Consider the following 22,641-nt stretch of genomic DNA (forward strand, 5'->3'; position numbering starts at 1 on the left):
GCCCCGCGCTTGGCTGATCGCATGATCAGCAGACGAATCGCGTCCAGGGGCGTCGCGGTGTTGCTCGCCACCGCGACGGCCCTCCCGGCGGCCGGCACCGCCATGGCCTCCCCGGCGGCCGGCGCTCCCGCGGCCGCTGCTCCCGCGGTCGGCGCTCCCGTACCCCCCGCCGCCCCTGCCCCCGCCCCCGAGCTGGTCCCCGGTGTCGCCCCCGCGCCCGGCCGGCCCTGGCAGATCGACACGCCCGACCAGGCGTTGCCGCCGAAGGTGTACACGCCCACCGCCCAAGAGGACGCCGTGGAACCGAAGGCCGCGGCGCCGGGGGCGTTCGACCTCATCGAGTACGTGCCGCTCGCCGACGCCATCGCCAAGGCGACGTGCAGCAAGCAGGCCGGGCCCTATCAGCGGCAGGTGGAGGGGTGGCTGAAGCTGAAGGTCGACGGGAAGCAGTCCACCGCCGACTGCAAGGCCATCCGCGCCTTCCAGCTCAAGTACAAGATCAAGCCCGCCATCGGCTTCGCCGGGCCCGTCACCTGGTCGACCATGATGCTCGTCTCGGCGAAGAAGAACCCGAACGCCGCCAAGAAGTGCCCGGTCCGGTCGTACAAGGTCGCCTGTGTCGATCTGGACCGTCAGCTCACCTGGGTGCAGAAGGGCTCCAAGGTGGTGTTCGGGCCCGTGCCCATGCGCAGCGGGCGCACAGGCCACGTCACGCGCAAGGGCTGGCACACCATCTACTGGCGGCACAAGAACCACTGGTCGACCCTGTACAACCAGCCCATGCCGTATGCCCAGTTCTTCGACGGCGGCGAGGCCTTCCACGCCGTCTACGGCAGCATCTACACCATCGTCGGCTCCTATGGCTGCGTGAACCTGACGCTCGGCGACGCCCGCAAACTGTGGGACGTACTGAAGAAGGGCGACCATGTCTACGTATGGGGGAAGCGGCCGGGTACCTGAGGTTCCTGAGACTGCGACCGGGGCCCGCACGGCCCTCTGAGACACTGGGGGCGCGATGAGTGAGACTGCGACTGTGCCGACCGCCCCCCTGCGCGCCCGCGCCGAGATCGACCTGGGCGCCCTGCGGGCCAATGTGCGCGCCCTGCGTGCCCGGACGCCGGGTGCGGCCCTGATGGCCGTGGTCAAGTCCGACGGCTACGGCCACGGGGCGCTGCCGTGCGCGCGCGAGGCCCTCGCGGCGGGCGCGACCTGGCTCGGCACGGCCACGCCCGAGGAGGCCCTCGCGCTGCGCGCGGCCGGACTGCCGGGCCCCATCCTGTGCTGGCTGTGGGTGCCGGGCGGTCCGTGGCGGCAGGCGGTCGAGGCCGGCATCGACGTGTCGGTGAGCGGCATGTGGGCGCTGCGCGAGGCCGTCGCGGCCGCCAGGGAGGCCGGCCGGCAAGCACGCGTGCAGCTCAAGGCCGACACCGGGCTCGGCCGCAACGGCTGCCAGCCCGGGGCGGACTGGGCCGAGCTGGTCGCCGAGTCCCTGCGCGCCGAGGCCGAGGGGCTGGTGAAGGTCACCGGGCTGTGGTCGCACTTCGCCTGCGCCGACGAGCCCGGCCATCCCTCCACCGCCGCCCAGCTCGACCGCTTCCGGGAGATGCTGGCGTACGCCGAGGAGCAGGGTGTGCGCCCCGAGGTGCGGCACATCGCCAACTCGCCCGCCACCCTCACCCTGCCCGAGACCCACTTCGACCTGGTTCGCGCGGGTATCGCCCTGTACGGCATCTCACCCAGCCCGGAGTTGGGCACCCCGGCCGACTTCGGGCTGCGTCCGGTGATGACGCTCAGCGCCTCGCTGGCGCTGGTCAAGCACGTCCCCGGCGGGCACGGCATCAGCTACGGCCACCACTACGTCACGCCCGGCGAGACCACCCTCGGCCTGGTGCCGGTGGGTTACGCGGACGGCATTCCCCGGCACGCCTCCGGCACCGGTCCGGTGCTGGTCGACGGCAAGTGGCGCACGGTCGCCGGCCGGGTGGCCATGGACCAGTTCGTGGTGGACCTCGGCGGCGACGAGCCCGAGGTGGGCAGCGAGGCCGTGCTGTTCGGGCCCGGCGACCGCGGTGAGCCCACCGCCGAGGACTGGGCGCAGGCCTGCGGCACGATCGCGTACGAAATCGTCACGCGGATCGGAACCCGGGTTCCGCGCGTCTATGTGAACGGGTCCATGTGACCGCGTCCATGTGAGTGGGGAAGGACTCGGGTAGCCCGTTCGGGATGCGCGACCTGGATCACGTGTAACTCCGGTCATACCTGTTACAGCGGCAGCACAGGCACCATCGTCGGACCCACCCAGCGAACTGCAGTACGGCGAAGAGGAGCGGTACGTGAGCGAGAGCAGTGCCGAGGCCGTGGCGGACGTCGTCGCCTCGGCGGCCGCCGCCTCCGCCGCGGGGGCGGTCGGCAGCTGGCGCAAAGCGACCGGCATCGCCGGTGCCGCGATAGGCGTGATCGCCGCGGGTGCGGCGGCCGGCGTCGCCATAGAGCGGATGACGGTGGGGCGCGGGATGCGCAGGAAGGCCCGGCTCGCGCTGGACTCCGCGGGCCCCTACGGCACCCTGCGCGGCACCCCGGGCAAGGCGATCGCCGACGACGGCACCGAGTTGTACTACGAGGTCGACGAGGCCGATCCCGACCCGGGTCAGAACCTCTCCCCGCGCCGGCGCCGGCTGTTCGGCCGTAAGGCCCCCGCCCCGGTCACCGTCGTCTTCTGCCACGGCTACTGCCTCAGCCAGGACTCCTGGCACTTCCAGCGCGCGGCCCTGCGCGGGGTCGTGCGCACCGTGCACTGGGACCAGCGCAGCCACGGCCGCTCCGGGCGGGGCCTGGCCCAGACCCGGGACCGGGTGCCGGTCACCATCGACCAGCTCGGCCGCGATCTGAAGGCCGTCCTCGACGCCGCCGTACCGGAGGGCCCGATCGTGCTGGTCGGTCACTCGATGGGCGGAATGACGATCATGGCGCTCGCCGCCCAGTTCCCCGAGCTGATCCGGGATCGGGTCGTCGCCACCGCCCTCGTCGGTACCTCGTCCGGGCGGCTGGGCGAGGTCAACTTCGGGCTGCCGCTCGCCGGCGTCAACGCGGTGCGCAGGATCCTGCCCGGAGTGCTGAAGGCGCTCGGGCAGCAGGCGGAGCTGGTGGAGAAGGGGCGCCGGGCCACCGCCGACCTGTTCGCCGGCATCATCAAGCGCTACTCGTTCGCGGGGCGGGACGTCGACCCGGCCGTCGAGCGGTTCGCCGAGCGGATGATCGAGTCCACGCCGATCGACGTGGTCGCCGAGTTCTACCCGGCCTTCACCGACCACGACAAGACCGAGGCGCTCGCCTGCTTCCGGGACATGCCGGTGCTGGTCCTGGCCGGCGTGCGGGACCTGGTCACGCCCAGCGAGCACAGCGAGGCCATAGCCGACCTGCTGCCCGAGGCCGAGCTGGTCCTCGTTGCGGACGCCGGGCATCTGGTGATGCTGGAACACCCGGAAGTGGTCACCGACCGCCTCGCCGACCTGCTCACCCGAGCGGGTGCGGTACCCGCAGGGGCTACGGTTATGGGCTATGGAAGCACCAGCAGCACCGCAGGACCCCGCTGAGACCCGGCTGACGATCACCTCGCCCGAGCAGATGCGCGAGCTGGGCCGCAGGCTGGCCAAGCTGTTGCGCGCGGGCGACCTGGTGATGCTCAGCGGTGAGCTCGGCGCGGGCAAGACCACGCTGACCCGCGGTCTGGGCGAGGGGCTCGGCGTGCGCGGCGCGGTCACCTCCCCGACCTTCGTGATCGCCCGGGTGCACCCCTCCCTCGGCGACGGCCCGCCCCTGGTCCACGTGGACGCCTACCGGCTCGGCGGCGGCCTGGACGAGATGGAGGACCTCGACCTCGAAGTCAACCTGCCCGACTCGGTGATCGTGGTGGAGTGGGGCGAGGGCAAGGTCGAGGAGCTGACCGAGGACCGGCTCCAGGTCGTCATCCACCGCGCCGTCGGAGACACCACGGACGAGGTACGGCACGTCACCCTGACGGGGCTGGGGGAGCGCTGGGCGGAGGCGGACCTGGAGACGCTCACGGCCTGAGCGCCGGTATTCCGACAGGCCGTCGGCAACATGTTGCGCAGGACGTCCCGGGCGTGGTCACATGGTGTCCAGCCCGTGGTTAGGCGTGCCTAACCACGCCCGCCCCCGCACGTCAGGAGGCGTCCATGACCGAGTCCGGTCCCACCGCCGTGTCCATGCGCGACCTCTTGGCATCATGCGAGGCGGCGAAGGCGGTCTCCCGTCCGCCCCGGGCCCCTGAGGAGCACCCCGAAGGGCCACGCGGCGGTGTTGAAGATGCGGCTACCGCCGCACGGGCGCGACCGGCCACGACGGACCCGCAGACGAACGACGTCCCCTCGCGGCACCCCAACGCGGCCTAACGAATCACCACCACCCGCACCCCGATCGTCGCGAACACCCACATCGCATCCCCGTCGACCCGCGTCTCCCGGATCCCTCCCGTCCGCTCGCTCGGATCGCCGGCAGCCGCCCGCGGAGCAACAGCCGCGCTGAACCCGATCGCGATCTCGTCCACGCTGGTGAACCGGACCACGTGCTCGACGGGCACACCGTCCGTGCCGGTCGTCGCGCTCGACCGGGACGTCACCCAGTACATGCCCGGCGGAGGGTCGACCGTGCCGGGATCGACCTTGAAGCTGCGCTCCAGCCGGTTCCCGCCGTCGACCAGCCAGACCCGGTCGTCGTCCACCGAGTACACGACCCGTTCACCCGTACCGGACCCGCCCGGCACCGCGGTCGGGCTGTGCCGGTGTGCCTTGGCGGTCACCGAGGCGGACGCGTTCGGGCCGGGCCTGCCGCTCAGGCTCGCCGGTGCGTTCGCCTGGGCCTGGTAGGCGAGGAGGCCGACGGCGCCGAGGGCCGCCGCGGTGAGGCCGGCCACGATTGCCGAGCTGGTCCCTGCCACGTGCGCTCACCTCTGCCTCATGCGCTGTGTCCCATGCACGGTGTCTCATGCGATATGTCGTACTTCGTACAGACCGTAGCAGTCAGTGACCGTCCGCCCCGGACGGCCGTGCACGCGGCGCGGGCGCCGTAGGCTGTTCGCGTGCTCTTGCTCGCTCTGGATACCGCAACACCCGCCGTCACCGTCGCGCTGCACGACGGCACGGACGTCATCGCCTCGTCGAGTCAGGTGGACGCGCGCCGGCACGGAGAGCTGCTGCTGCCGGCGGTGGACCGTGTGCTCGCCGAGGCCGGACTCAGGCTGGACGCCGTCACCGGCATCGTCGTCGGCATCGGCCCCGGCCCCTACACCGGCCTGCGGGTCGGCCTCATGACCGCCGACACCTTCGGTCTGGCGCTCGGCGTCCCCGTCCACGGCGTGTGCACGCTGGACGGCCTCGCCTACGCCGCCGACATCGAGAAGGGCCCCTTCGTCGTGGCGACGGACGCCCGGCGGAAGGAGGTCTACTGGGCGACGTACGCCGACTCCCGCACCCGGCTGACCGGCCCGGCCGTGAACCGGCCGGCCGACATCGCCGAGCAGGTCGCGGGTCTGCCGGCGGTGGGCGCGGGCGCGCTGCTCTACCCGGACACGTTCCCGAGCGCCCACGAGCCCGAGCACGTCTCCGCCGCCGCCCTCGCCTCGCTCGCCGCGGAGAAGCTGGCCGCAGGCGAGGAGCTGCCGGCACCCCGGCCGCTGTACCTGCGCCGCCCGGACGCCCAGGTGCCCAAGAACTACAAGGTGGTCACCCCGAAGTGACCGTACGACTGCGCGAGATGCGCTGGTGGGACATCGACCCGGTCCTGGAGCTGGAGAAGGACCTGTTCCCCGAGGACGCCTGGTCCCGGGGCATGTTCTGGTCCGAGCTGGCGCATGCGCGGGGTCCCGAGGCGACCCGGCGGTACGTCGTGGCGGAGGACGAGGACCGGATCGTCGGATACGCGGGCCTCGCCGCCGCGGGTACCGCGCCGGACAGCGACTCCGCCGCGGTCGGTGACATCCAGACCATCGCCGTGGCCCGCGGCCTGCAGGGCACCGGCCTCGGCGGGCGGCTGCTGACCGAGCTGCTGAGGGCGGCCACCGCCTTCGAGTGCGCCGAGGTCATGCTCGAGTGCCGGGTCGACAACGTCCGCGCCCAGAAGCTCTACGAGCGCTACGGCTTCGAACCCATCGGCTTCAGACGCGGCTACTACCAGCCGGGCAACGTGGACGCCCTGGTCATGCGCCTGACCGACCCTTCTTCAGTACAAGGAACCGAGATCAATGGCTGACGAACCGCTCGTCCTCGGCATCGAGACCTCTTGCGACGAGACCGGCGTCGGCGTCGTCCGCGGCACCACCCTGCTGGCGGACGCCGTCGCCTCCAGCGTGGACGAGCACGCCCGCTTCGGCGGTGTCGTACCGGAGGTGGCGTCCCGGGCCCACCTGGAGGCGATGGTCCCGACCATCGACCGCGCGCTGCAGCAGGCGGGCGTGAGCGCCAGGGACCTGGACGGCATCGCCGTGACCGCCGGTCCCGGTCTCGCGGGCGCCCTGCTCGTCGGTGTCTCGGCGGCCAAGGCGTACGCCTACGCCCTCGGCAAGCCCCTGTACGGCGTCAACCACCTCGCCTCGCACATCTGCGTCGACCAGCTGGAGCACGGCCCGCTGCCCGAGCCGACGATGGCCCTGCTGGTCTCCGGCGGCCACTCCTCCCTGCTGCTGTCGGAGGACATCACCGCCGACGTCCGCCCGATGGGCTCGACCATCGACGACGCGGCCGGCGAGGCCTTCGACAAGATCGCCCGGGTGCTCAACCTGGGCTTCCCGGGCGGCCCGGTCATCGACCGGTACGCGCGCGAGGGCGACCCGGAGGCGATCGCCTTCCCGCGCGGCCTGACCGGCCCCCGCGACCCCGCCTACGACTTCTCCTTCTCCGGTCTGAAGACGGCCGTGGCCCGCTGGATCGAGGCCAGGCGTGCGGCCGGCGAGGAGGTCCCGGTCCGTGACGTGGCCGCCTCCTTCCAGGAGGCCGTCGTGGACGTCCTGACCCGCAAGGCCGTCCGCGCCTGCAAGGACGAGGGCGTCGACCACCTGATGATCGGCGGCGGTGTCGCGGCCAACTCCCGGCTGCGCGCCCTCGCCCAGGAGCGCTGCGAGGCGGTCGGCATCCGCCTGCGCGTCCCGCGCCCCAAGCTGTGCACGGACAACGGCGCGATGGTGGCCGCGCTCGGCGCCGAGATGGTCGCCCGCAACCGGGCCGCCTCCGGCTGGGACCTGTCGGCCGACTCCTCGCTGCCGGTCACCGACCCGCACGTCCCCGGCGACCACGACCATGTGCACGAGGTCAGCAAGGAGAACCTGTACTCGTGACCGTGGCGCTGATGTGGGAGGCCCGGGCCGTCGAGGGCCGGGGCGAGGAACTGCTGGCCTGGGTGCGGGAACAGCCGCTGGACCCGGAGCCGTTGCGCCGCGAGACCTTCCGCGCGCCGCAGGACCGGGTGCTGGTCATCACCTGGTGGGACGCGCCGTACGACGCCGGGATCCCCGAACTGCCGGAGCCTGCGAAGGAGTTGGTGACGCGCCCGGTGCACCGCTGGCGGTTCGAGTCGGTGACCGGCGGCTGAGTTGGCAAGATCCCCCCGATCTGCGCTATGATCATCACACGGCGAACGGGCGGAACCCGGAAACGGAGAACCGTCTCGGACGCGGTGCGTTGGTGGTCCAAGGAAAGACGTCCCGCTTCCTGCGGGGAGATGCAGGTGCAAGGCCTGCCCGGCGCTCCACAGAAACCCCGCCCCCGGTGATCCGGAGGCGGGGTTTCGCGTTATCGGCGCCCGGCCTCCTCGGGCTGGACCGCCTCCGCCTCGGGGCCCCCGAAGGTGTGGCCCGCGGCCCGCCGTTCCTTCACCTGCGCGTACCCCATCAGGCCGAACAGCACCGCGAGCAGCACTGCCGAGGAACCGGCCGTACCCAGGTCCAGACCGCCCTTGGCGACCGGCTTGGTCAGGAAGTCACCGGCTGTGGCGCCCAGCGGGCGGGTCAGCACGAACGCGATCCAGAAGAGCAGGACGTTCGGCACCGCCGGGACCCTCATCAGGGCGACGAGGAGCAGGAGGAGGCCGGTCACCAGGGACGCGCCGCCCAGATAGCCCAGGCCCGAGCTGTCGGACAGGAAGTCGCCCATCGAGGTGCCGAGGGTGTTGGAGACGAGGATCGCCGACCAGAACAGGGCCTCGCCCCGGAAGGTGACGATCTCGGTGATCTGGAAGGTCATCCCGCTCAGCTTCCAGCCGAGGAAGATCAGCAAGAGGATCGAGACCAGGATCGCGGCGCCCTCGGGATAGCCGAGGCCGAGCCCCTGCGGGCCCCAGCCGAGGCGTGTCGCGCCGTTCGCGAGGTACTTCTCGCTGGCGTCCCGGTTCATGAAGTCGGACATGGTGGTGCCGGCCATGGAGGTCGACAGGATCACGGTCCAGTAGAAGAACGGGTTGTAGCGCGCAGAGCGCAGCTGGACCACCAGCGTCACCACGAAGACCAGGAAGAGAGCGATGGTGGTGAGGAAGTAGCCGAGTTTGAGCGTCTGGGCGAACAGGTCGCCCGCGGTCTCGCCCAGGGTCGTCGCCGCGATCTTCATGATCCAGAACGCGAGGGTGACCTCGGGCAGCTTCTTCATGACGGATTTCGTGGTCGTCACGGACGTCAAGGTTGCTCCTGTGAGGGGGTGTCAGGTGATCAACGACCCTGTCAGGGGCAACCTGAAACGATCCTGAACGCCCGTGTCAGGGGTCTTGCGGAAGAGCGGTCACTGTGCTTCCGCCGTGACTCAATACGTGCCACCCGCTCCCTGAGGTTCAATCAGTTCCCTGGGACACCACCACATCGCACCGCAGTCGCCGCTCGGACCCGACCGCCCGGACCGGCCCCGCCAGCCGCAGCCGCACCCGGTGCCGTACGTCCGTGCTCGACGCGGCCAGCCGCAGCTCCAGCGCTCCCGGCTCCACCACGCGTGCCCCCGTGCGGTCCGTGAACGAGGACAGGTCGGCGTGGAAGCGGAAGGTCAGCCGGCGGGACGCGCCCGGCGGCAGCTCCACCCGCCGGTACCCGATCAGCCGTACGTCGGGCCGGGTCACGCTCGCCACCGGGTCGTGCAGATACAGCTGGACGACCTCGGCGCCGGCGCGGTCGCCGGTGTTGCGGACGGTCAGGGAGGGCTCGTACGCGCCGTCCGTCGCGATCTCGGCCTCGGGAGCGCGGACGTCCTCCCAGGCGAACGTCGTGTACGAGCGGCCGTGGCCGAACGGGTACAGCGGGGTCGGGTCCAGGCTGCTGACCTCGCCGGCCAGGCCCAGCGGAGGCTGGAGATACGTCCAGGGCTGGCCGCCGGGCACGCGCGGCACGCTCACCGGGAGCCGCCCGGAGGGGTTCACCCGGCCGGACAGCACCCCGGCCACCGCGGGTCCCCCCTCCTCGCCGGGGAAGAAGGCCTGGACGACCGCGCCGAGCCGGCCGTGCCAGCGGCCCAGGGCGTACGGCCGCCCGGTGAGCAGGACCAGTACCACCGGGACGCCCGTCGCCACCAGACGGTCCAGCAACTCGGCTTGCGCACCGGGCAGTTGGAGATCCGTCACGTCACAGCCCTCGCCCGAGGTGCCCCGGCCGAACAGGCCCGCCCGGTCGCCGAGCGCCGCCACGCACACGTCCGCCTCCGCCGCCCGGGCCACCGCCTCCTCGAAGCCGGCCGTGTCCGGGTCCGAGACCCCGCAGCCCTCGGCGAAGGTGACCTTGGCGTCCGGGAGTTCGGCGCGCAGGGCGTCCAGGACCGTGGGGATCTCGATGCCGAGCGGGACGTCGGGGTGGTGGGTGAGGACGTGGGAGGGGAAGGAGTAGCAGCCGAGCATGGCGAGCGCGTCCGCCGCGCGCGGGCCGACCACCGCGATCCGGGAGTCGGGGGCCAGCGGCAGCAGCCCGTCGGGATTGTCCAGCAGGACCACCGACTCCTCGGCCAGCCGCCGGGCCACGGCACGGTTCTCCGCCGAGTCCAGGTCCACCGGGCCCTGCGGCTCCGGCCGCCAGTCCGCGTCCAGCAGGCCCAGCTCGCACTTCTGCAGCAGCACGCGCCGGGCCGCCCGGTCCACCAGGGACTCCGGGACACGGCCCTCGCGTACGGCGGTGACGAGCGGGGTGCCGTAGCACTTCACGGTCGGCAGCTCGACGTCGATGCCCGCGGCCATCGCCCGGTGCGCCGCCTCCGCCTCGTCCGCCGCGACCCGGTGCAGGGTCTCGAGGAACCCGATGCCGAAGTAGTCGGCGACCACCGTGCCGGTGAAGCCCCACTCCTCGCGCAGCAGCTCGGTCAGCAGGCGCGGGTCCGCGGAAGCGGGCACGCCGTCGGTCTCGGTGTAGGCCGCCATCACCGACCGGGCCCCGCCCTCGCGCAGGGCCATCTCGAACGGCGGCAGCGTGACGTCCGCGAACTCCCGTACGCCCGCCCGCACCGGCGCCAGGTTCCGGGCGCCCGCCGAGGACGCGTACCCGGCGAAGTGCTTGAGCGTGGCGACGACCCCGGCCGACTCCAGGCCGCGTACATAGGCCGTGCCGATCGTGCCGACCAGGTACGGGTCCTCACCGATCGTCTCCTCCACCCGTCCCCAGCGCGGGTCGCGGACCACGTCCAGGACGGGGGCGAGGCCCTGGTGGACGCCGCACGCACGCAGGTCCTGGCCGATGAGGCGGCCCATCTCCTCCACCAGCGCCGGGTCGAAGGCCGCACCCCAGGCGAGCGGCACCGGGTACGCCGTCGCGCGCCAGGCGGTGAACCCGGCCAGGCACTCCTCGTGGGCGACGGCCGGGATGCCGAAGCGGCCGGCGGCGGCGATCCGGCGCTGGGCGCGGGCCAGCGCCCGGGCGCCGAGGGCGGGGTCCACGGGCGCGGTGCCGAAGGAGCGGGTCAGCTGGCCGAGGCCGTGGGTGAGCAGCTCCTCCCAGTCGAAGTCGGCGGTCATCTCGCGCTGCAGGGGGGCCACCCCGTCGCCGTCCGTGGCGGCGCCCACCCACACGCCGTACAGCTGGGCGGCCTTCTCCTGAAGGGTCATCCGGGCGAGCAGGTCGGTCACGCGGGCGTCGGCGGGCAGGGCGGGGTCGCGCCAAGGAGCGGTGGTCATGGAACTCCCGTCACTCTGACTGTCGCTCACGAATGTTCCCGAATGTTTCGATGACAATACCGAATGTTCCGGGAACCTATGGCGCGCACAAGCCTTCGTCAAGGGGTGCGGCGGGGATACGATCGCGGGCATGAAGCCCGCGAAGCCCACAGAAACGCAGACGGCAACCCTCGCCGAAATCGCCCGTGAGGCCGGGGTGTCGGCTCCGACTGTTTCGAAGGTGCTCAACGGCCGTGCCGACGTCGCCCCCGCGACCCGCACCCGGGTCGAGGAACTGCTGCGCGCCTACGGCTACCGGCGCCGCCGCGCCGAGGCGTCCCGCTCCCCGCTGATCGACCTGGTCTTCCACGAGCTGGAGAGCGCCTGGGCGCTGGAGGTCATCCGGGGCGTGGAGAACGTGGCGAGGGACGCCGGGCTGAGCGTCGTACTGTCCGAGTCGGCCGGCCGGCTCACCCCGGGCCGCACCTGGGCCGACCAGGTGGCCGCCCGCCGCCCGCACGGCGTGGTGCTGGTGCTGTCCGGACTCGACGAGTCCCAGCGGGCACTACTGACCAGCCGCTCCATCCCGTTCGTGGTGATGGACCCGGCGGGCGACCCGGGTCCGGACGTGCCGTCCATCGGCGCCACCAACTGGCAGGGCGGACTCGCCGCCACCCGTCATCTGGTCGAGCTCGGCCACACCCGGATCGGCGCGATCAGCGGCCCGTCGAGGATGATGTGCAGCCGGGCCCGCGTCGACGGCTACCGCGCAGCCCTGGAGACGGCCGGCCTGCCCGTCGACCCCTCGCTGGTCGTGGCCGGAGACTTCCACCACGACGCCGGCTACCGCCTGGGCCTGCAGCTGCTGCGCCGCCCCGACCGGCCGACGGCCGTCTTCGCGGGCAACGACCTGCAGGCGCTCGGCCTGTACGAGGCCGCCCGTGAGCTGGGCCTGCGCATCCCGGAGGACCTCAGCGTGGTCGGCTTCGACGATCTGCCGGTGGCCCGCTGGGTCGGCCCGCCGCTGACGACCGTACGGCAGCCGCTGACCGAGATGGCCGAGGCCGCCGCCCGGCTGGTGCTGGAGCTGGGGCGCGAGCAGGAGGACCGGGCGGCGACCCGGGTGGAGCTCGCGACCAGCCTCGTCGTCCGCAGCAGTACGGCGGCGCCCGCGGCCGTGTGACGACCATGGCCGGAAGCTGACGTATTGACGGGTGGGGTGGGCGCCCCCACACTCCTCCGAAGCCAATCGGTTGTTCGACCGAAACTTTCGGAGGCTTCCGCGATGAGAACTCTGAGACTCGGCTTACCCCTCGTATCCCTGCTGACCGGCGTCGCGCTGCTCTTCACCGCACCCGCCGCGCACGCCGCCGACACCCCCTTGCGTGACCTCGCCGCCGCCAAGGGCAGGCTCATCGGCACCGCCGTCACCGGCTCCAGGCTCACCGGCACCTACGGCGACATCGCCGGGGCCCAGTTCAGCTCGCTGACCCCCGGCAACGCCATGAAGTGGGGGACCGTCGAGCCGGTCCGGGGCAGCTTCGACTGGGCCGAGGCCGACCAGATCGTGGCCTTCGCCCAGGCCCACCACCAGCAGGTGCGCGGCCACACCCTGGTCTGGTACAGCCAGAACCCCAGCTGGCTGACGAACGGCAGCTGGACCTCCGCCCAGCTCGGCAGCCTGCTGCAGAACCACACACCCAGCAGAAGGCCGACTTCAAGTCGGTCGTGGCCGCCTGCGCGGCCGTGACCCGCTGTGTGAACGTCACCGTGTGGGGCTTCACCGACGACGACTCCTGGGTGCCGGGCACCTTCCCCGGCTACGGGGCGGCGACCCCGTACGACGAGAACTACCAGCCGAAGCCGGCGTACTACGGCATCGCGGAGGCGCTGGGCGGCACCCGGTCCACCCAAGGGTGCTCGGCGTCCTACGGCGTGAGCAGCCAGTGGAACACCGGCTTCACCGGCCAGGTGACCATCTCCTGCTCCGGGGCCTCGCTGTCCTCGTGGAAGGTGAACTGGACGTACGGCGCCGGCCAGCAGATCACGCAGGCCTGGAACGCGACCTGCACCCAGTCGGGCGCGGCGGTGTCCTGCACCAACGCCTCCTACAACGGCTCGGTCCCGGACGGCGGTTCGGTGACGTTCGGTTTCAACGCGTCCTGGAACGGAAGCAATCCGGTACCCACGGTGGCGTTGGGCTGAGTCGGCGCACGAGTCGGCGGACGAGAAATTCCGAAGAAAACCGAATCACACCGCTTGCGCTAACAGTCCCCTAATAATTCGGACTTACGTTCCTGGCGTGACGCGACACATGGAGCACGACGAGGAGCAAGGCGAAGCAGGCAGACGGGTGGGCCGGCGGTCGGGAGCGCTGAGGATCGTCGGCCTCACCCTCGCGGGCGCCCTGGTGCTGGGCACGGGCGCGGTGGGCTGGGCGTACTGGCATCTCAACCACAACATCAAGAGCGTCGACATCAACAGCGCGCTCGGCGACGACCGGCCGGCCCCGGCGATGACCACCCCGTCCCCGGTCGGCTCGGCCTCCGCCTCCCCGCTGCCGACCGGCTCCCTGAACATCCTGGTCCTCGGCTCGGACTCGCGCAGCGGCAAGGCCAACAAGGAGCTCGGCGGCGGCGACAGCTCCGGCGCCCGTTCGGACACGGCGATGGTCGTGCACATCGACGCGGGCCGTACGAAGGCCACCGTCGTCAGCATCCCCCGCGACACCCTCGTCACCCGCCCGTCCTGCCCGCTCGCCTCCGGCGGCGCGACGGCGGTGGCCTACGGCGCGATGTTCAACACCGCGTACGAGGTGGGCGGGCCGGTGTGCGCGGTGAAGACCGTCGAGTCGATCACGAACGTCCGCATGGACCACTACATCGAGATCGACTTCTCCGGCTTCGCCAAGCTGGTCGACGTGCTCGGCGGGGTCGACGTCACCACCACGCAGGACATCGACGACGACCAGAGCCATCTGCACCTGAAGGCCGGCCCCCACCACCTCGACGGCACGCAGGCCCTCGCGCTCGCCCGCACCCGGCACGGCATAGGAGACGGCAGCGACCTCGGCCGCATAGGGCTGCAACAGATGCTGGTCAAGGACCTGCTGGAGCAGATGGCCGGCACGAACCTGCTCACCGACCCCGACCCCGCCAGGCTGTACCGGGTCGCCGACGCGGTCACCGCGAGCCTCACCACCGACACCGGCCTGGACTCCCTGAGCGAGCTGATGCGGCTCGGCCAGAGCCTGAAGGGCCTCACGGCCGACCATGTGACGACGGTGATGATGCCGGTCGTCACCGCCCCCTCCGACCCCAACCGCGTGATCGCGAAGGAGCCGGCGGCGACCGAGCTGTGGACGTCCCTGCGCTGAGCCGGCACGGCCCTGACGAAGAGCGGAGAAACCCGCCGGAGAAATCCGCCGGAAAAATCTTCGGTGAGCGTGTCGATCCGGGTGTCTCCCGTTCGACGCATGGGTGAGCGGCGGGGGACGGACCCCGCCGCCCGACCGAAGGAGTCACAATGCCCCGCTACCTGTCGCTCGTGCGCATCGACGAGTCCTCCGCCCCTGCCGAGGGCCCCAGCCCCGAGCTGATGCAGCGGATGGGCGAGCTGATCGAGGAGGTCACCAAGGCCGGCGTCATGCTCGACACCGCCGGGCTCACCCCGTCCGCCGAGGGCACCCGGGTGCGCTGGGAGGGCGGCAGGATCTCCGTCACCGACGGGCCGTTCACCGAGACCAAGGAGGCCATCGGCGGCTACGCCCTCATGCAGTGCAAGGACAAGGCCGAGGCCCTGGAGTGGGCCAAGCGGTTCCTGCAGGTCCACGAGGACTTCTGGACCGTGACGTGTGAGGTGCGGGAGATCGCCGAGGGCTGAGTGCCTGGCGCCGTGCCGTACGGCGGTGTTGCATGGTGGGCTGTGGAACCACAGCCCACCGCGGCGCCCACCGCCGCGCACACGATCGAGACCGTCTTCCGTCTGGAGTCACCCCGGGTCATCGCCGGCGTCGCGCGGATCGTCCGGGACGTCGGCATCGCCGAGGAGCTGGCGCAGGACGCGCTGGTCGCCGCCCTGGAGCAATGGCCCCGCGACGGCGTGCCCGGCAACCCCGGCGCCTGGCTCATGGCGACCGCCCGGCACCGCGCCGTCGACCTGATCCGGCGCCGCGAGGCCTACGCCCGCAAGCTGCAGGAGATCGGCAGGGACCTCTCGCGGTCGGCCCCGCCGTCGTACGACGGGCCCGCCGACCCGGACGACATCGACGACGACCTGCTCCGGCTCGTCTTCACCGCCTGCCACCCGGTGTTGTCGCCCGAGGCCCGCACCGCGCTCACCCTGCGCCTGCTCGGCGGCCTGAGCACGGCCGAGATCGCCCGCGCCTACCTCGTCCCGGAGCCGACGATCGCCCAGCGCATCGTCCGCGCCAAACGCACCCTGGCGAAGCAGAACGTCGCCTTCGAGGTGCCCTACGGCCCCGACCGCGAGGCCCGCCTCGGCTCCGTCCTGGACGTCATCTACCTGATCTTCAACGAGGGGTACGCGGCCACCGCCGGCGACGACCTGCTCCGCCCCGGCCTGTGCGAGGACGCGCTGCGCCTGGCCCGCGTCCTGTCCGCGCTGATGCCCAAGGAGCCGGAGGTGCACGGCCTGACCGCGCTGCTGGAGTTCCAGGCGTCCCGCACGGCCGCCCGTACCGGTCCAGGCGGCGAGCCGGTGCTGCTGAAGGACCAGAACCGCCGCCGCTGGAACCGCATGCTCATCGCCCGCGGCATCCGCGCCCTGGACCGGGCCGGCGCCACGGCGACCGGCGCCCCGGGCCCGTACGCCCTCCAGGCGGCCATCGCCGCGTGCCACGCGCACGCCCACCGCTACGAGGAGACCGACTGGCGTGCCATCGCCACCCTGTACGGCCTGCTGGCCGCCTGTGCCCCGTCCCCGGTGGTCGAGCTGAACCGCGCGGTCGCCGTGTCGATGGCCGACGGCCCGGCCGAGGGCCTGAAGCTGGTGGACGCCCTGACCGCCGAACCCGCCCTGCGCGACTACCACCTGCTGCCCAGCGTCCGCGGCGACCTGCTCGCCCGCCTCGGCCGTACCGCGGAGGCCCGCACGGAGCTGGCACGAGCGGCCGGCCTGGCCCGCAACGAACGCGAGCGGCAGCTGTTGCTGACGAGAATCCGTTCTCTCGCTGATCACTGAGGGTTCAGGTGGCGCGGTGTCACGGGGGCCCCGATCAGCATGGCCGGTGCGCCCGCGACCCGCGTGAGGAACACCGTCGCCGCGTTCGGCCCCTGCGGCTTGACCTTCCTGCGCAGTTCCTCCGGCTCGACGGCCGACCCGCGCTTCTTCACGGTCAGCGTGCCGACCTCGCGCTCTCGCAGCAGGGCCTTCAACTTCTTGACGTTGAAGGGGAGTCGGTCGGTGATCTCGTAGGCGGAGGCGTACGGGGTGGGGCGCGCTTCGTCGGCGGTGACGTAGGCGATGGTGGGGTCGATCAGGCCGCCGTCCAGCTGCTGCGCCACCTCGGCGACCAGATGGGCGCGGATCACGGCGCCGTCGGGCTCGTACAGGTAGTGTCCCACCGGCCGGACCTCCGGGTCGGGCAGCCCCTCGCCGAGGAGGGTGCGCGGCCCGGGCAGCAGGGTGGCACGCACCGCTCCCGGCTCGGTGCCGAACCACACCACGGCCTCCTTCACGTCGCCGCCGTCCGAGATCCACTCGGCCTCGGCGTCGGCGGGCACGGCCTCGTGCGGAATGCCGGGCGCCACCTTCAGCGCCGCGCGGGGTGCCGTACGGGCGGCCTCGACAGCCCAGGACAGGGGCGGCGAGTACGCCTCCGGGTCGAAGATGCGGCCACGCCCGCCGCGCCGGGCAGGGTCCACGAACACGGCGTCGTAGCCGCCCGTGTCCACCTCGGTGACGTCCGCCTCGCGCACCTCGATCAGCTCGCCCAGCCCCAGCGCCTCGGTGTTCGCCCGCGCCACGGAGGCGGTCACCGGATCGCGGTCCACGGCCAGGACCCGGATCCCCGCCCGGGCGAACGCGATCGCGTCGCCGCCGATCCCGCAGCACAGGTCGGCCACGGAGGTCACGCCGAGACCCCTGAGCCGCTCCGCGCGGTACGTCGCCACACTCGTCCGGGTCGACTGCTCGACCCCGTTCGGCGTGAAGAACATCCGCCCCGCGTCCGCCGCCCCGAACTTCGCCGCCGCCCGCTGCCGCAGCCGGGCCTGGCCGAGCGCGGCCGACACCAGCTCGGCGGGGTGGTCGCGGCGCAACCGGGTGGCGACGGCGAGTTCGTCGGCCGGGGCGGTGTCGCGGACCTCGTCGAGGAGGGCACGGCCTTCGGGGGTGAGGAGGAGAGCGAGGTCGTTCACCGGGTCATTGTGGGCCAGTCGGTGGATCGTGCGCCTTCCGGCGGCGGTGTCGGCCCGGGCTCCGGGTCCTGCCCTGGGAGGATCCGGCACTATGCGAGTAGTCGTACAAAACGATAAAAATCGGTCTCGTCGTGGGCGTCTCACCCTCGGCTGCGGAGCCGCCGCGCTGGCCTGGTCCACACTTTTGTCCAGCTGCGCAGGCTCCACCGACACGACTCGCCCCGTCCCCGCCCAGGGCGGCCCCGCGCATGTCCTGAGCCCCCAGGACCGCCAGGCCGCCGAACATGCCCGCCGGGCCGCCGAACACGCCCGCCTGGTCGCCGCCGCCAGGCGCTGGGGCCTGGCCCGGGTGCCGCTGACGCCGCCCCCGCCGCCCAGGACCAAACCGGAGATCACCGCCCGGGCCGGTTTCGAGGTCGACCACCAGGAGGACTGGGACCTGCCCCCGGTCTTCACCACGATCCCCACCAAGAAGAAGATCGTCTTCCTCACCATCGACGACGGCTCGGAGAAGGACCCGAAGTTCCTGCGGATGATGCAGGACCTGAAGATCCCCTACACCGCCTTCCTCAGCAACTACCTGGTCAAGGACGACTACGGCTACTTCCGCGCGATGCAGTCCTACGGCCACACCCTCAACAACCACACCCTGCACCACCCCTACCTGCCGGGTTTGTCCTACGAGGACCAGAAGGACGAGATCTGCGGCATGCAGGACATCATGAACAAGCAGTTCGGCAGGCGCCCGACGGTCTTCCGGCCCCCTTACGGCAACTACGACCAGGACACCCTGCGCGCCGCCAAGGCCTGCGGCATCAAGTACGCGCCGATCTGGAACGAGGAGGTCTACGTCGACCACTGGGAGTACCGCGAGGACGACCAGAAGATGCGCCGCGGCGACATCGTCCTCACCCACTTCCGCGGCCGCTCCGACTGGAACGGCACGATGATCGACGACATGCGCCGCTTCCTGAACAAGGTCACGCGCGGGGGATACGCCGTGGCCCGCCTGGAGGACTACCTGTGAGGCCGGGGGCGGGGCACGGGAGAGCGGGCCGCGGGCGGCGTCCGGGCCGGTACTCGGGCGCGCTCCTCGCCTCGGCCCTCCTCCTCACCGGCTGCGCCCAGTCCGTCGACCCCATCGAACGCCTCGGCAAGAAGGCGGCCGAGGGGGTACGCCCGCACGGGGCCGCCCCCGACCAGACCTACCGCCGCTGGGGCCTGACCGAGCCTCTCGCCCGCCCGCCGCAGCCCGCCGCCCGCGCCCTCCCGCTCGGCCCGCAGACCGGTGACCGTGCCCTGCCCCGCGTCCTGGACCACGTCCCCACCCGCGACCGGGTCGTCTTCCTCACCTACGACGACGGCGCCGAGAAGGACCCCCGCTTCGTCGCCATGGTCCGCGAACTCCGGCTGCCGGTCAGCATGTTCCTCACCGACAGCGTCGCCGGCCCCGGCTACGGCCACTTCGCCCGCCTGCACGGGCTCGGCGCCGGCATCGAGAACCACACCCTCGACCACCGCGCGCTCGCCGGACTGCCGTACGCCGGGCAGCGCGCCGAGATCTGCGGCCAGCAGGACAGGCTCAGGGCGCGCCTCGGCCTGCACCCCCGCCTCTTCCGCCCGCCGTACGGCGCGTACGACACCAACACCCTGCGCGCGGCGGCCCGCTGCGGCATCTCCACGGTCGTCCTCTGGCGCGCCGCGATGACCCCGACCGAGCTCGTCTACACCCACGGCGAGCACCACCTCCGCCCCGGCGACATCGTCCTGGTCGGCCCGGACGAGACGGCGGGCCCGAGCCGGCGGGAACGCACGGCGAGGCTGCTGCGGAGGGTGCAGCAGAGGGGGCTGACGGTGGGGAGGCTGGAGGACTATCTGTAGAGCACTTTTCCGGTGCCGGCCGGCACATGTCAGCCCGTCCGGGGATGCCCCCTCCGGGGGAGTTCGAGGACGAGGGCCGAAGGCCCGACAGCGGGGGTCTGGGGGCGGCAGCCCGCCAGGACGGCGGGGCGACACAGGCCCACCGGAAAGCAGCCGGGAGACAGATCTTCGGCCGACGCGCCGCACGGCATTGGCACTCCGCTTGACCGAGTGCTAATCGCGGTCATAGTCTCGGCTCTGGCACTCCCCCCTGGAGAGTGCCAACAAAGCGACGGGCAGGTCCGGCACCCGCGACGACGGATCGACCTGGTCGCCACCTCAGACAGTTAACCCCGTGAGATCTCCGAAGGGGGAGGTCGGATCGTGACGACCGCCAGCTCCAAGGTTGCCATCAAGCCGCTCGAGGACCGCATCGTGGTCCAGCCGCTGGACGCCGAGCAGACCACGGCCTCTGGCCTGGTCATCCCGGACACCGCGAAGGAGAAGCCCCAGGAGGGCGCCGTCCTCGCCGTGGGCCCGGGCCGGTTCGAGAACGGCGAGCGCCTTCCGCTCGACGTCAAGGTCGGCGACGTCGTCCTCTACAGCAAGTACGGCGGCACCGAGGTGAAGTACAACGGCGAGGAGTACCTCGTCCTCTCGGCTCGCGACGTGCTCGCGATCATCGAGAAGTAGTCACCTCGAGCATTCTTTTGCTCCTGAGCTGCGCCCCTGGCCCCCGCGACCGATAAAGAAGCCGGGCGCCCGGGGCGCAGTTGTCTTACCACCCATAGATTCCGAGAGGGCTCCCGCTGTCATGGCGAAGATCCTGAAGTTCGACGAGGACGCCCGTCGCGCCCTCGAGCGCGGCGTCAACAAGCTGGCCGACACGGTGAAGGTGACGATCGGCCCCAGGGGCCGCAACGTCGTCATCGACAAGAAGTTCGGCGCCCCCACCATCACCAACGACGGTGTCACGATCGCCCGCGAGGTCGAGATCGAGGACCCGTACGAGAACCTCGGTGCGCAGCTGGTGAAGGAGGTGGCGACCAAGACCAACGACATCGCGGGTGACGGCACCACCACCGCCACCGTGCTCGCCCAGGCGCTGGTGCGCGAGGGCCTGAAGAACGTCGCCGCCGGCGCCTCCCCGGCCGCCCTGAAGAAGGGCATCGACGCCGCCGTCAAGGCCGTCTCCGACGAGCTGCTCGCCTCGGCCCGCCCGATCGACGAGAAGTCCGACATCGCCGCCGTCGCCGCGCTGTCCGCCCAGGACCAGCAGGTCGGCGAGCTCATCGCCGAGGCGATGGACAAGGTCGGCAAGGACGGTGTCATCACCGTCGAGGAGTCCAACACCTTCGGTCTGGAGCTGGACTTCACCGAGGGCATGGCCTTCGACAAGGGCTACCTGTCGCCGTACTTCGTGACGGACCAGGAGCGCATGGAGGCCGTCCTCGACGACCCGTACATCCTCATCAACCAGGGCAAGATCAGCTCCATCCAGGACCTGCTGCCGCTGCTGGAGAAGGTCATCCAGGCCGGCGCCTCCAAGCCGCTGCTGATCATCGCCGAGGACGTCGAGGGCGAGGCCCTGTCGACCCTGGTCGTCAACAAGATCCGCGGCACCTTCAACGCCGTCGCGGTGAAGGCCCCCGGCTTCGGCGACCGCCGCAAGGCGATGCTGCAGGACATGGCGATCCTCACCGGCGCCACCGTCATCTCCGAGGAGGTCGGCCTCAAGCTCGACCAGGTCGGCATCGACGTGCTCGGCTCCGCCCGCCGCATCACCGTCACCAAGGACGACACCACGATCGTCGAGGGTGCCGGCAAGCAGGAGGACCTCACCGGCCGCGTCGCCCAGATCAAGGCCGAGATCGAGAACACCGACTCCGACTGGGACCGCGAGAAGCTCCAGGAGCGCCTCGCGAAGCTGGCCGGCGGCGTGTGCGTGATCAAGGTCGGCGCCGCCACCGAGGTGGAGCTGAAGGAGAAGAAGCACCGTCTGGAGGACGCCATCTCCGCGACCCGCGCCGCGGTCGAGGAGGGCATCGTCTCCGGTGGTGGCTCCGCCCTGGTGCATGCCTCCAAGGTCCTCGAGGGCAACCTCGACAAGACCGGCGACGAGGCCACCGGTGTCGCGGTCGTCCGCAACGCCGTGGTCGAGCCGCTGCGCTGGATCGGCGAGAACGCCGGCCAGGAGGGCTACGTCATCGTCTCCAAGGTCAAGGACCTGGAGAAGGGGCAGGGCTACAACGCCGCCACCGGCGAGTACGGCGACCTGGTCAAGGCCGGCGTCATCGACCCGGTGAAGGTCACCCGCTCCGCCCTGGAGAACGCCGCCTCCATCGCCTCCCTGCTGCTCACGACCGAGACCCTGGTCGTCGAGAAGAAGGAAGAGGAAGAGCCGGCCGCCGCGGGCCACGGCCACGGCCACGCCCACTGAGCCCGAACGCTCACCACGAAGGCCCGGTTTCCCGCGGGGGAGCCGGGCCTTCGCCCTGTGCGGGACATGCTCCCTCTACTGCTCCAACTCGTCGAGCGCGCCCAGCTGTTGCATCAGGCCCAGCTGGTCGTGCTGCCACCACATCTCGGCGATCTTGCCGTCGTCCGTGAGGCGGAACAGCGTCAACCCGGTCATGGTGACCTGCCTGCCGGTGGGTGGGATGCCGAGGAAGTCGCCGTGGTGCGTGGCGTTCCAGGTCCACCGTGCGCAGGCCCGGTCGCCCTGGGTGAGCACGTCCTCGAGCGTGAACGTGAAGCCGAAGCCCCCGCGCCACATCCGGAATTCGCTGCGGGCGTTGTCCAGCCCGATGGTGTCCTGGGGGTTCACCGGATCGTGGCTGTGGATGTCCTCGTCCAGCAGGTCGTTGAGCGGCGGCAGTTCACCGGAGGTCTGCAGCGCCGCGAAGAACCGCCGCACCGTACCCTCGGCCAGCCGCTCGTCCCGCACGACGTCCAGATCGGTGAACGTCGGGCTCTCGTCGCACAGGGCGACCATCTCCTGGAAGATCCGGTCGGTCTCCGGGAGCTTCGAGTTCCGCATCGCCTCCTCGTACGACGGGAACTCCACCACTTCGACGATGTGCGACGCGTCGGAGCGGTCCTTGCCGACCAGCGCGTGCGTCGCGGTCCGCTTCCCCTTGGTCTGCGCGACCCAGTCGTCCATCAGCCGGTTCATCTCGTCCAGCCGGCTCGTCCTGCACTCGATGAGCTGTACGAAGGTCATGACGCCGCCTCCCGGCCCCCCTGGCCCGGTCTGTGTCACGCTCATTTTCGCACCGGGACG

The 22,641-nt window shown here is 71.6% G+C and carries 21 protein-coding genes, 1 tRNA gene and 1 pseudogene; 18 read left to right on the forward strand and 5 right to left on the reverse strand.

From position 1 onward, the window contains the following. The first annotated feature begins 21 nt into the window (after positions 1-21). From ACWGJ5_RS18185 to tsaE, 4 genes are all read left to right on the forward strand, one after another. Positions 22-960: a L,D-transpeptidase gene (locus tag ACWGJ5_RS18185; RefSeq protein WP_453310673.1), complete on the forward strand. Its 939-nt coding sequence runs from the start codon at positions 22-24 to the stop codon at positions 958-960. Positions 961-1,015: 55 nt separating this feature from the next. Further along, positions 1,016-2,179 (forward strand): alanine racemase, encoded by a 1,164-nt coding sequence (gene alr, locus ACWGJ5_RS18190; protein ID WP_453310674.1) that lies wholly within the window; start codon positions 1,016-1,018, stop codon positions 2,177-2,179. A 154-nt stretch (positions 2,180-2,333) separates the two neighbouring features. Continuing rightward, the gene (locus tag ACWGJ5_RS18195; RefSeq protein WP_453310675.1) at positions 2,334-3,593 is read left to right on the forward strand and encodes an alpha/beta fold hydrolase; all 1,260 of its coding nucleotides are present in this window, start codon (positions 2,334-2,336) and stop codon (positions 3,591-3,593) included. Beyond that, entirely contained in the window at positions 3,559-4,071 is a 513-nt protein-coding gene (tsaE, locus tag ACWGJ5_RS18200) for a tRNA (adenosine(37)-N6)-threonylcarbamoyltransferase complex ATPase subunit type 1 TsaE (protein ID WP_453310676.1), read from the forward strand. Before ACWGJ5_RS18195 ends, tsaE begins: the two co-directional genes overlap by 35 nt. 337 nt (positions 4,072-4,408) lie before the next feature. Here tsaE and ACWGJ5_RS18205 read toward each other — a convergent pair whose 3' ends face one another. After that, positions 4,409-4,957: a hypothetical protein gene (locus tag ACWGJ5_RS18205; protein ID WP_453310677.1), complete on the reverse strand. Its 549-nt coding sequence runs from the start codon at positions 4,955-4,957 to the stop codon at positions 4,409-4,411. Between the two features lie 141 nt (positions 4,958-5,098). On the opposite strand from ACWGJ5_RS18205, the gene tsaB reads away from it, so the two are divergent. The 5 genes from tsaB (at position 5,099) to ACWGJ5_RS18230 (ending at position 7,761) form a co-directional block, all read left to right on the forward strand. Further along, positions 5,099-5,755: a tRNA (adenosine(37)-N6)-threonylcarbamoyltransferase complex dimerization subunit type 1 TsaB gene (gene tsaB, locus ACWGJ5_RS18210; protein ID WP_453310678.1), complete on the forward strand. Its 657-nt coding sequence runs from the start codon at positions 5,099-5,101 to the stop codon at positions 5,753-5,755. 17 nt (positions 5,756-5,772) lie between these two features. Continuing rightward, entirely contained in the window at positions 5,773-6,267 is a 495-nt protein-coding gene (gene rimI, locus ACWGJ5_RS18215; protein WP_453310824.1) for a ribosomal protein S18-alanine N-acetyltransferase, read from the forward strand. After that, positions 6,260-7,348, forward strand: coding sequence for a tRNA (adenosine(37)-N6)-threonylcarbamoyltransferase complex transferase subunit TsaD (gene tsaD / locus ACWGJ5_RS18220; protein ID WP_453310679.1), 1,089 nt, complete (start codon positions 6,260-6,262; stop codon positions 7,346-7,348). Before rimI ends, tsaD begins: the two co-directional genes overlap by 8 nt. Next, a complete protein-coding gene (locus tag ACWGJ5_RS18225; protein WP_453310680.1) occupies positions 7,345-7,602 on the forward strand; it encodes a hypothetical protein in 258 nt (85 codons plus the stop codon). The genes tsaD and ACWGJ5_RS18225 overlap by 4 nt, the downstream gene beginning before the upstream one ends. 86 nt (positions 7,603-7,688) lie before the next feature. Beyond that, positions 7,689-7,761, forward strand: a tRNA-Arg gene (locus tag ACWGJ5_RS18230). Positions 7,762-7,802: 41 nt separating this feature from the next. On the opposite strand, the gene ACWGJ5_RS18235 is transcribed toward ACWGJ5_RS18230, so the two are convergent. Together ACWGJ5_RS18235 and ACWGJ5_RS18240 are read right to left on the reverse strand one after the other, a co-directional pair. Continuing rightward, on the reverse strand, positions 7,803-8,672 hold the full coding sequence (locus ACWGJ5_RS18235; RefSeq protein WP_453310681.1) for a COG4705 family protein: 870 nt from the start codon (positions 8,670-8,672) through the stop codon (positions 7,803-7,805). Positions 8,673-8,829: 157 nt separating this feature from the next. Next, complete coding sequence (locus ACWGJ5_RS18240) at positions 8,830-11,139, reverse strand: beta-xylosidase/alpha-l-arabinosidase (protein ID WP_453310682.1); 2,310 nt, start codon at positions 11,137-11,139, stop codon at positions 8,830-8,832. Between the two features lie 130 nt (positions 11,140-11,269). Between ACWGJ5_RS18240 and ACWGJ5_RS18245 the strand changes: the two genes are divergently transcribed. From ACWGJ5_RS18245 to ACWGJ5_RS18265, 5 genes and pseudogenes are all read left to right on the forward strand, one after another. Next, positions 11,270-12,301, forward strand: coding sequence for a LacI family DNA-binding transcriptional regulator (locus ACWGJ5_RS18245; protein ID WP_453310683.1), 1,032 nt, complete (start codon positions 11,270-11,272; stop codon positions 12,299-12,301). 102 nt (positions 12,302-12,403) lie between these two features. Beyond that, positions 12,404-13,323 (forward strand): annotated as a pseudogene (locus ACWGJ5_RS18250) (endo-1,4-beta-xylanase). A 109-nt stretch (positions 13,324-13,432) separates the two neighbouring features. Further along, a complete protein-coding gene (locus ACWGJ5_RS18255; RefSeq protein WP_453310825.1) occupies positions 13,433-14,494 on the forward strand; it encodes an LCP family protein in 1,062 nt (353 codons plus the stop codon). A gap of 149 nt (positions 14,495-14,643) precedes the next feature. Continuing rightward, positions 14,644-15,000: a YciI family protein gene (locus tag ACWGJ5_RS18260; protein ID WP_453310684.1), complete on the forward strand. Its 357-nt coding sequence runs from the start codon at positions 14,644-14,646 to the stop codon at positions 14,998-15,000. A gap of 42 nt (positions 15,001-15,042) precedes the next feature. Next, the gene (locus ACWGJ5_RS18265) at positions 15,043-16,320 is read left to right on the forward strand and encodes an RNA polymerase sigma factor (RefSeq protein ID WP_453310685.1); all 1,278 of its coding nucleotides are present in this window, start codon (positions 15,043-15,045) and stop codon (positions 16,318-16,320) included. Here the strand turns inward: ACWGJ5_RS18265 and ACWGJ5_RS18270 are convergent. After that, positions 16,314-17,498 carry a class I SAM-dependent methyltransferase gene (locus ACWGJ5_RS18270; protein ID WP_453310686.1) on the reverse strand — a complete coding sequence of 395 codons (1,185 nt, stop codon included), beginning with the start codon at positions 17,496-17,498 and terminating at the stop codon, positions 16,314-16,316. The genes ACWGJ5_RS18265 and ACWGJ5_RS18270 overlap by 7 nt on opposite strands. Positions 17,499-17,589: 91 nt before the next feature. Here ACWGJ5_RS18270 and ACWGJ5_RS18275 point away from each other — a divergent pair, with 91 nt between their 5' ends. The 4 genes from ACWGJ5_RS18275 (at position 17,590) to groL (ending at position 21,798) form a co-directional block, all read left to right on the forward strand. Further along, positions 17,590-18,525 (forward strand): polysaccharide deacetylase family protein, encoded by a 936-nt coding sequence (locus tag ACWGJ5_RS18275; RefSeq protein WP_453310687.1) that lies wholly within the window; start codon positions 17,590-17,592, stop codon positions 18,523-18,525. Beyond that, positions 18,522-19,379, forward strand: a complete 858-nt coding sequence (locus ACWGJ5_RS18280) for a polysaccharide deacetylase family protein (protein WP_453310688.1) — start codon at positions 18,522-18,524, stop codon at positions 19,377-19,379. The genes ACWGJ5_RS18275 and ACWGJ5_RS18280 overlap by 4 nt, the downstream gene beginning before the upstream one ends. Positions 19,380-19,742: 363 nt before the next feature. Then, positions 19,743-20,051 (forward strand): co-chaperone GroES, encoded by a 309-nt coding sequence (groES, locus tag ACWGJ5_RS18285; RefSeq protein WP_039652762.1) that lies wholly within the window; start codon positions 19,743-19,745, stop codon positions 20,049-20,051. Between the two features lie 121 nt (positions 20,052-20,172). After that, positions 20,173-21,798 (forward strand): chaperonin GroEL, encoded by a 1,626-nt coding sequence (gene groL / locus ACWGJ5_RS18290; protein ID WP_453310689.1) that lies wholly within the window; start codon positions 20,173-20,175, stop codon positions 21,796-21,798. Positions 21,799-21,873: 75 nt separating this feature from the next. On the opposite strand, the gene ACWGJ5_RS18295 is transcribed toward groL, so the two are convergent. After that, the gene (locus tag ACWGJ5_RS18295; protein WP_453310690.1) at positions 21,874-22,581 is read right to left on the reverse strand and encodes an ester cyclase; all 708 of its coding nucleotides are present in this window, start codon (positions 22,579-22,581) and stop codon (positions 21,874-21,876) included. Between the last annotated feature and the right edge of the window lie 60 nt (positions 22,582-22,641).

The sequence above is a fragment of the Streptomyces sp. NPDC054783 genome, assembly GCF_053611725.1.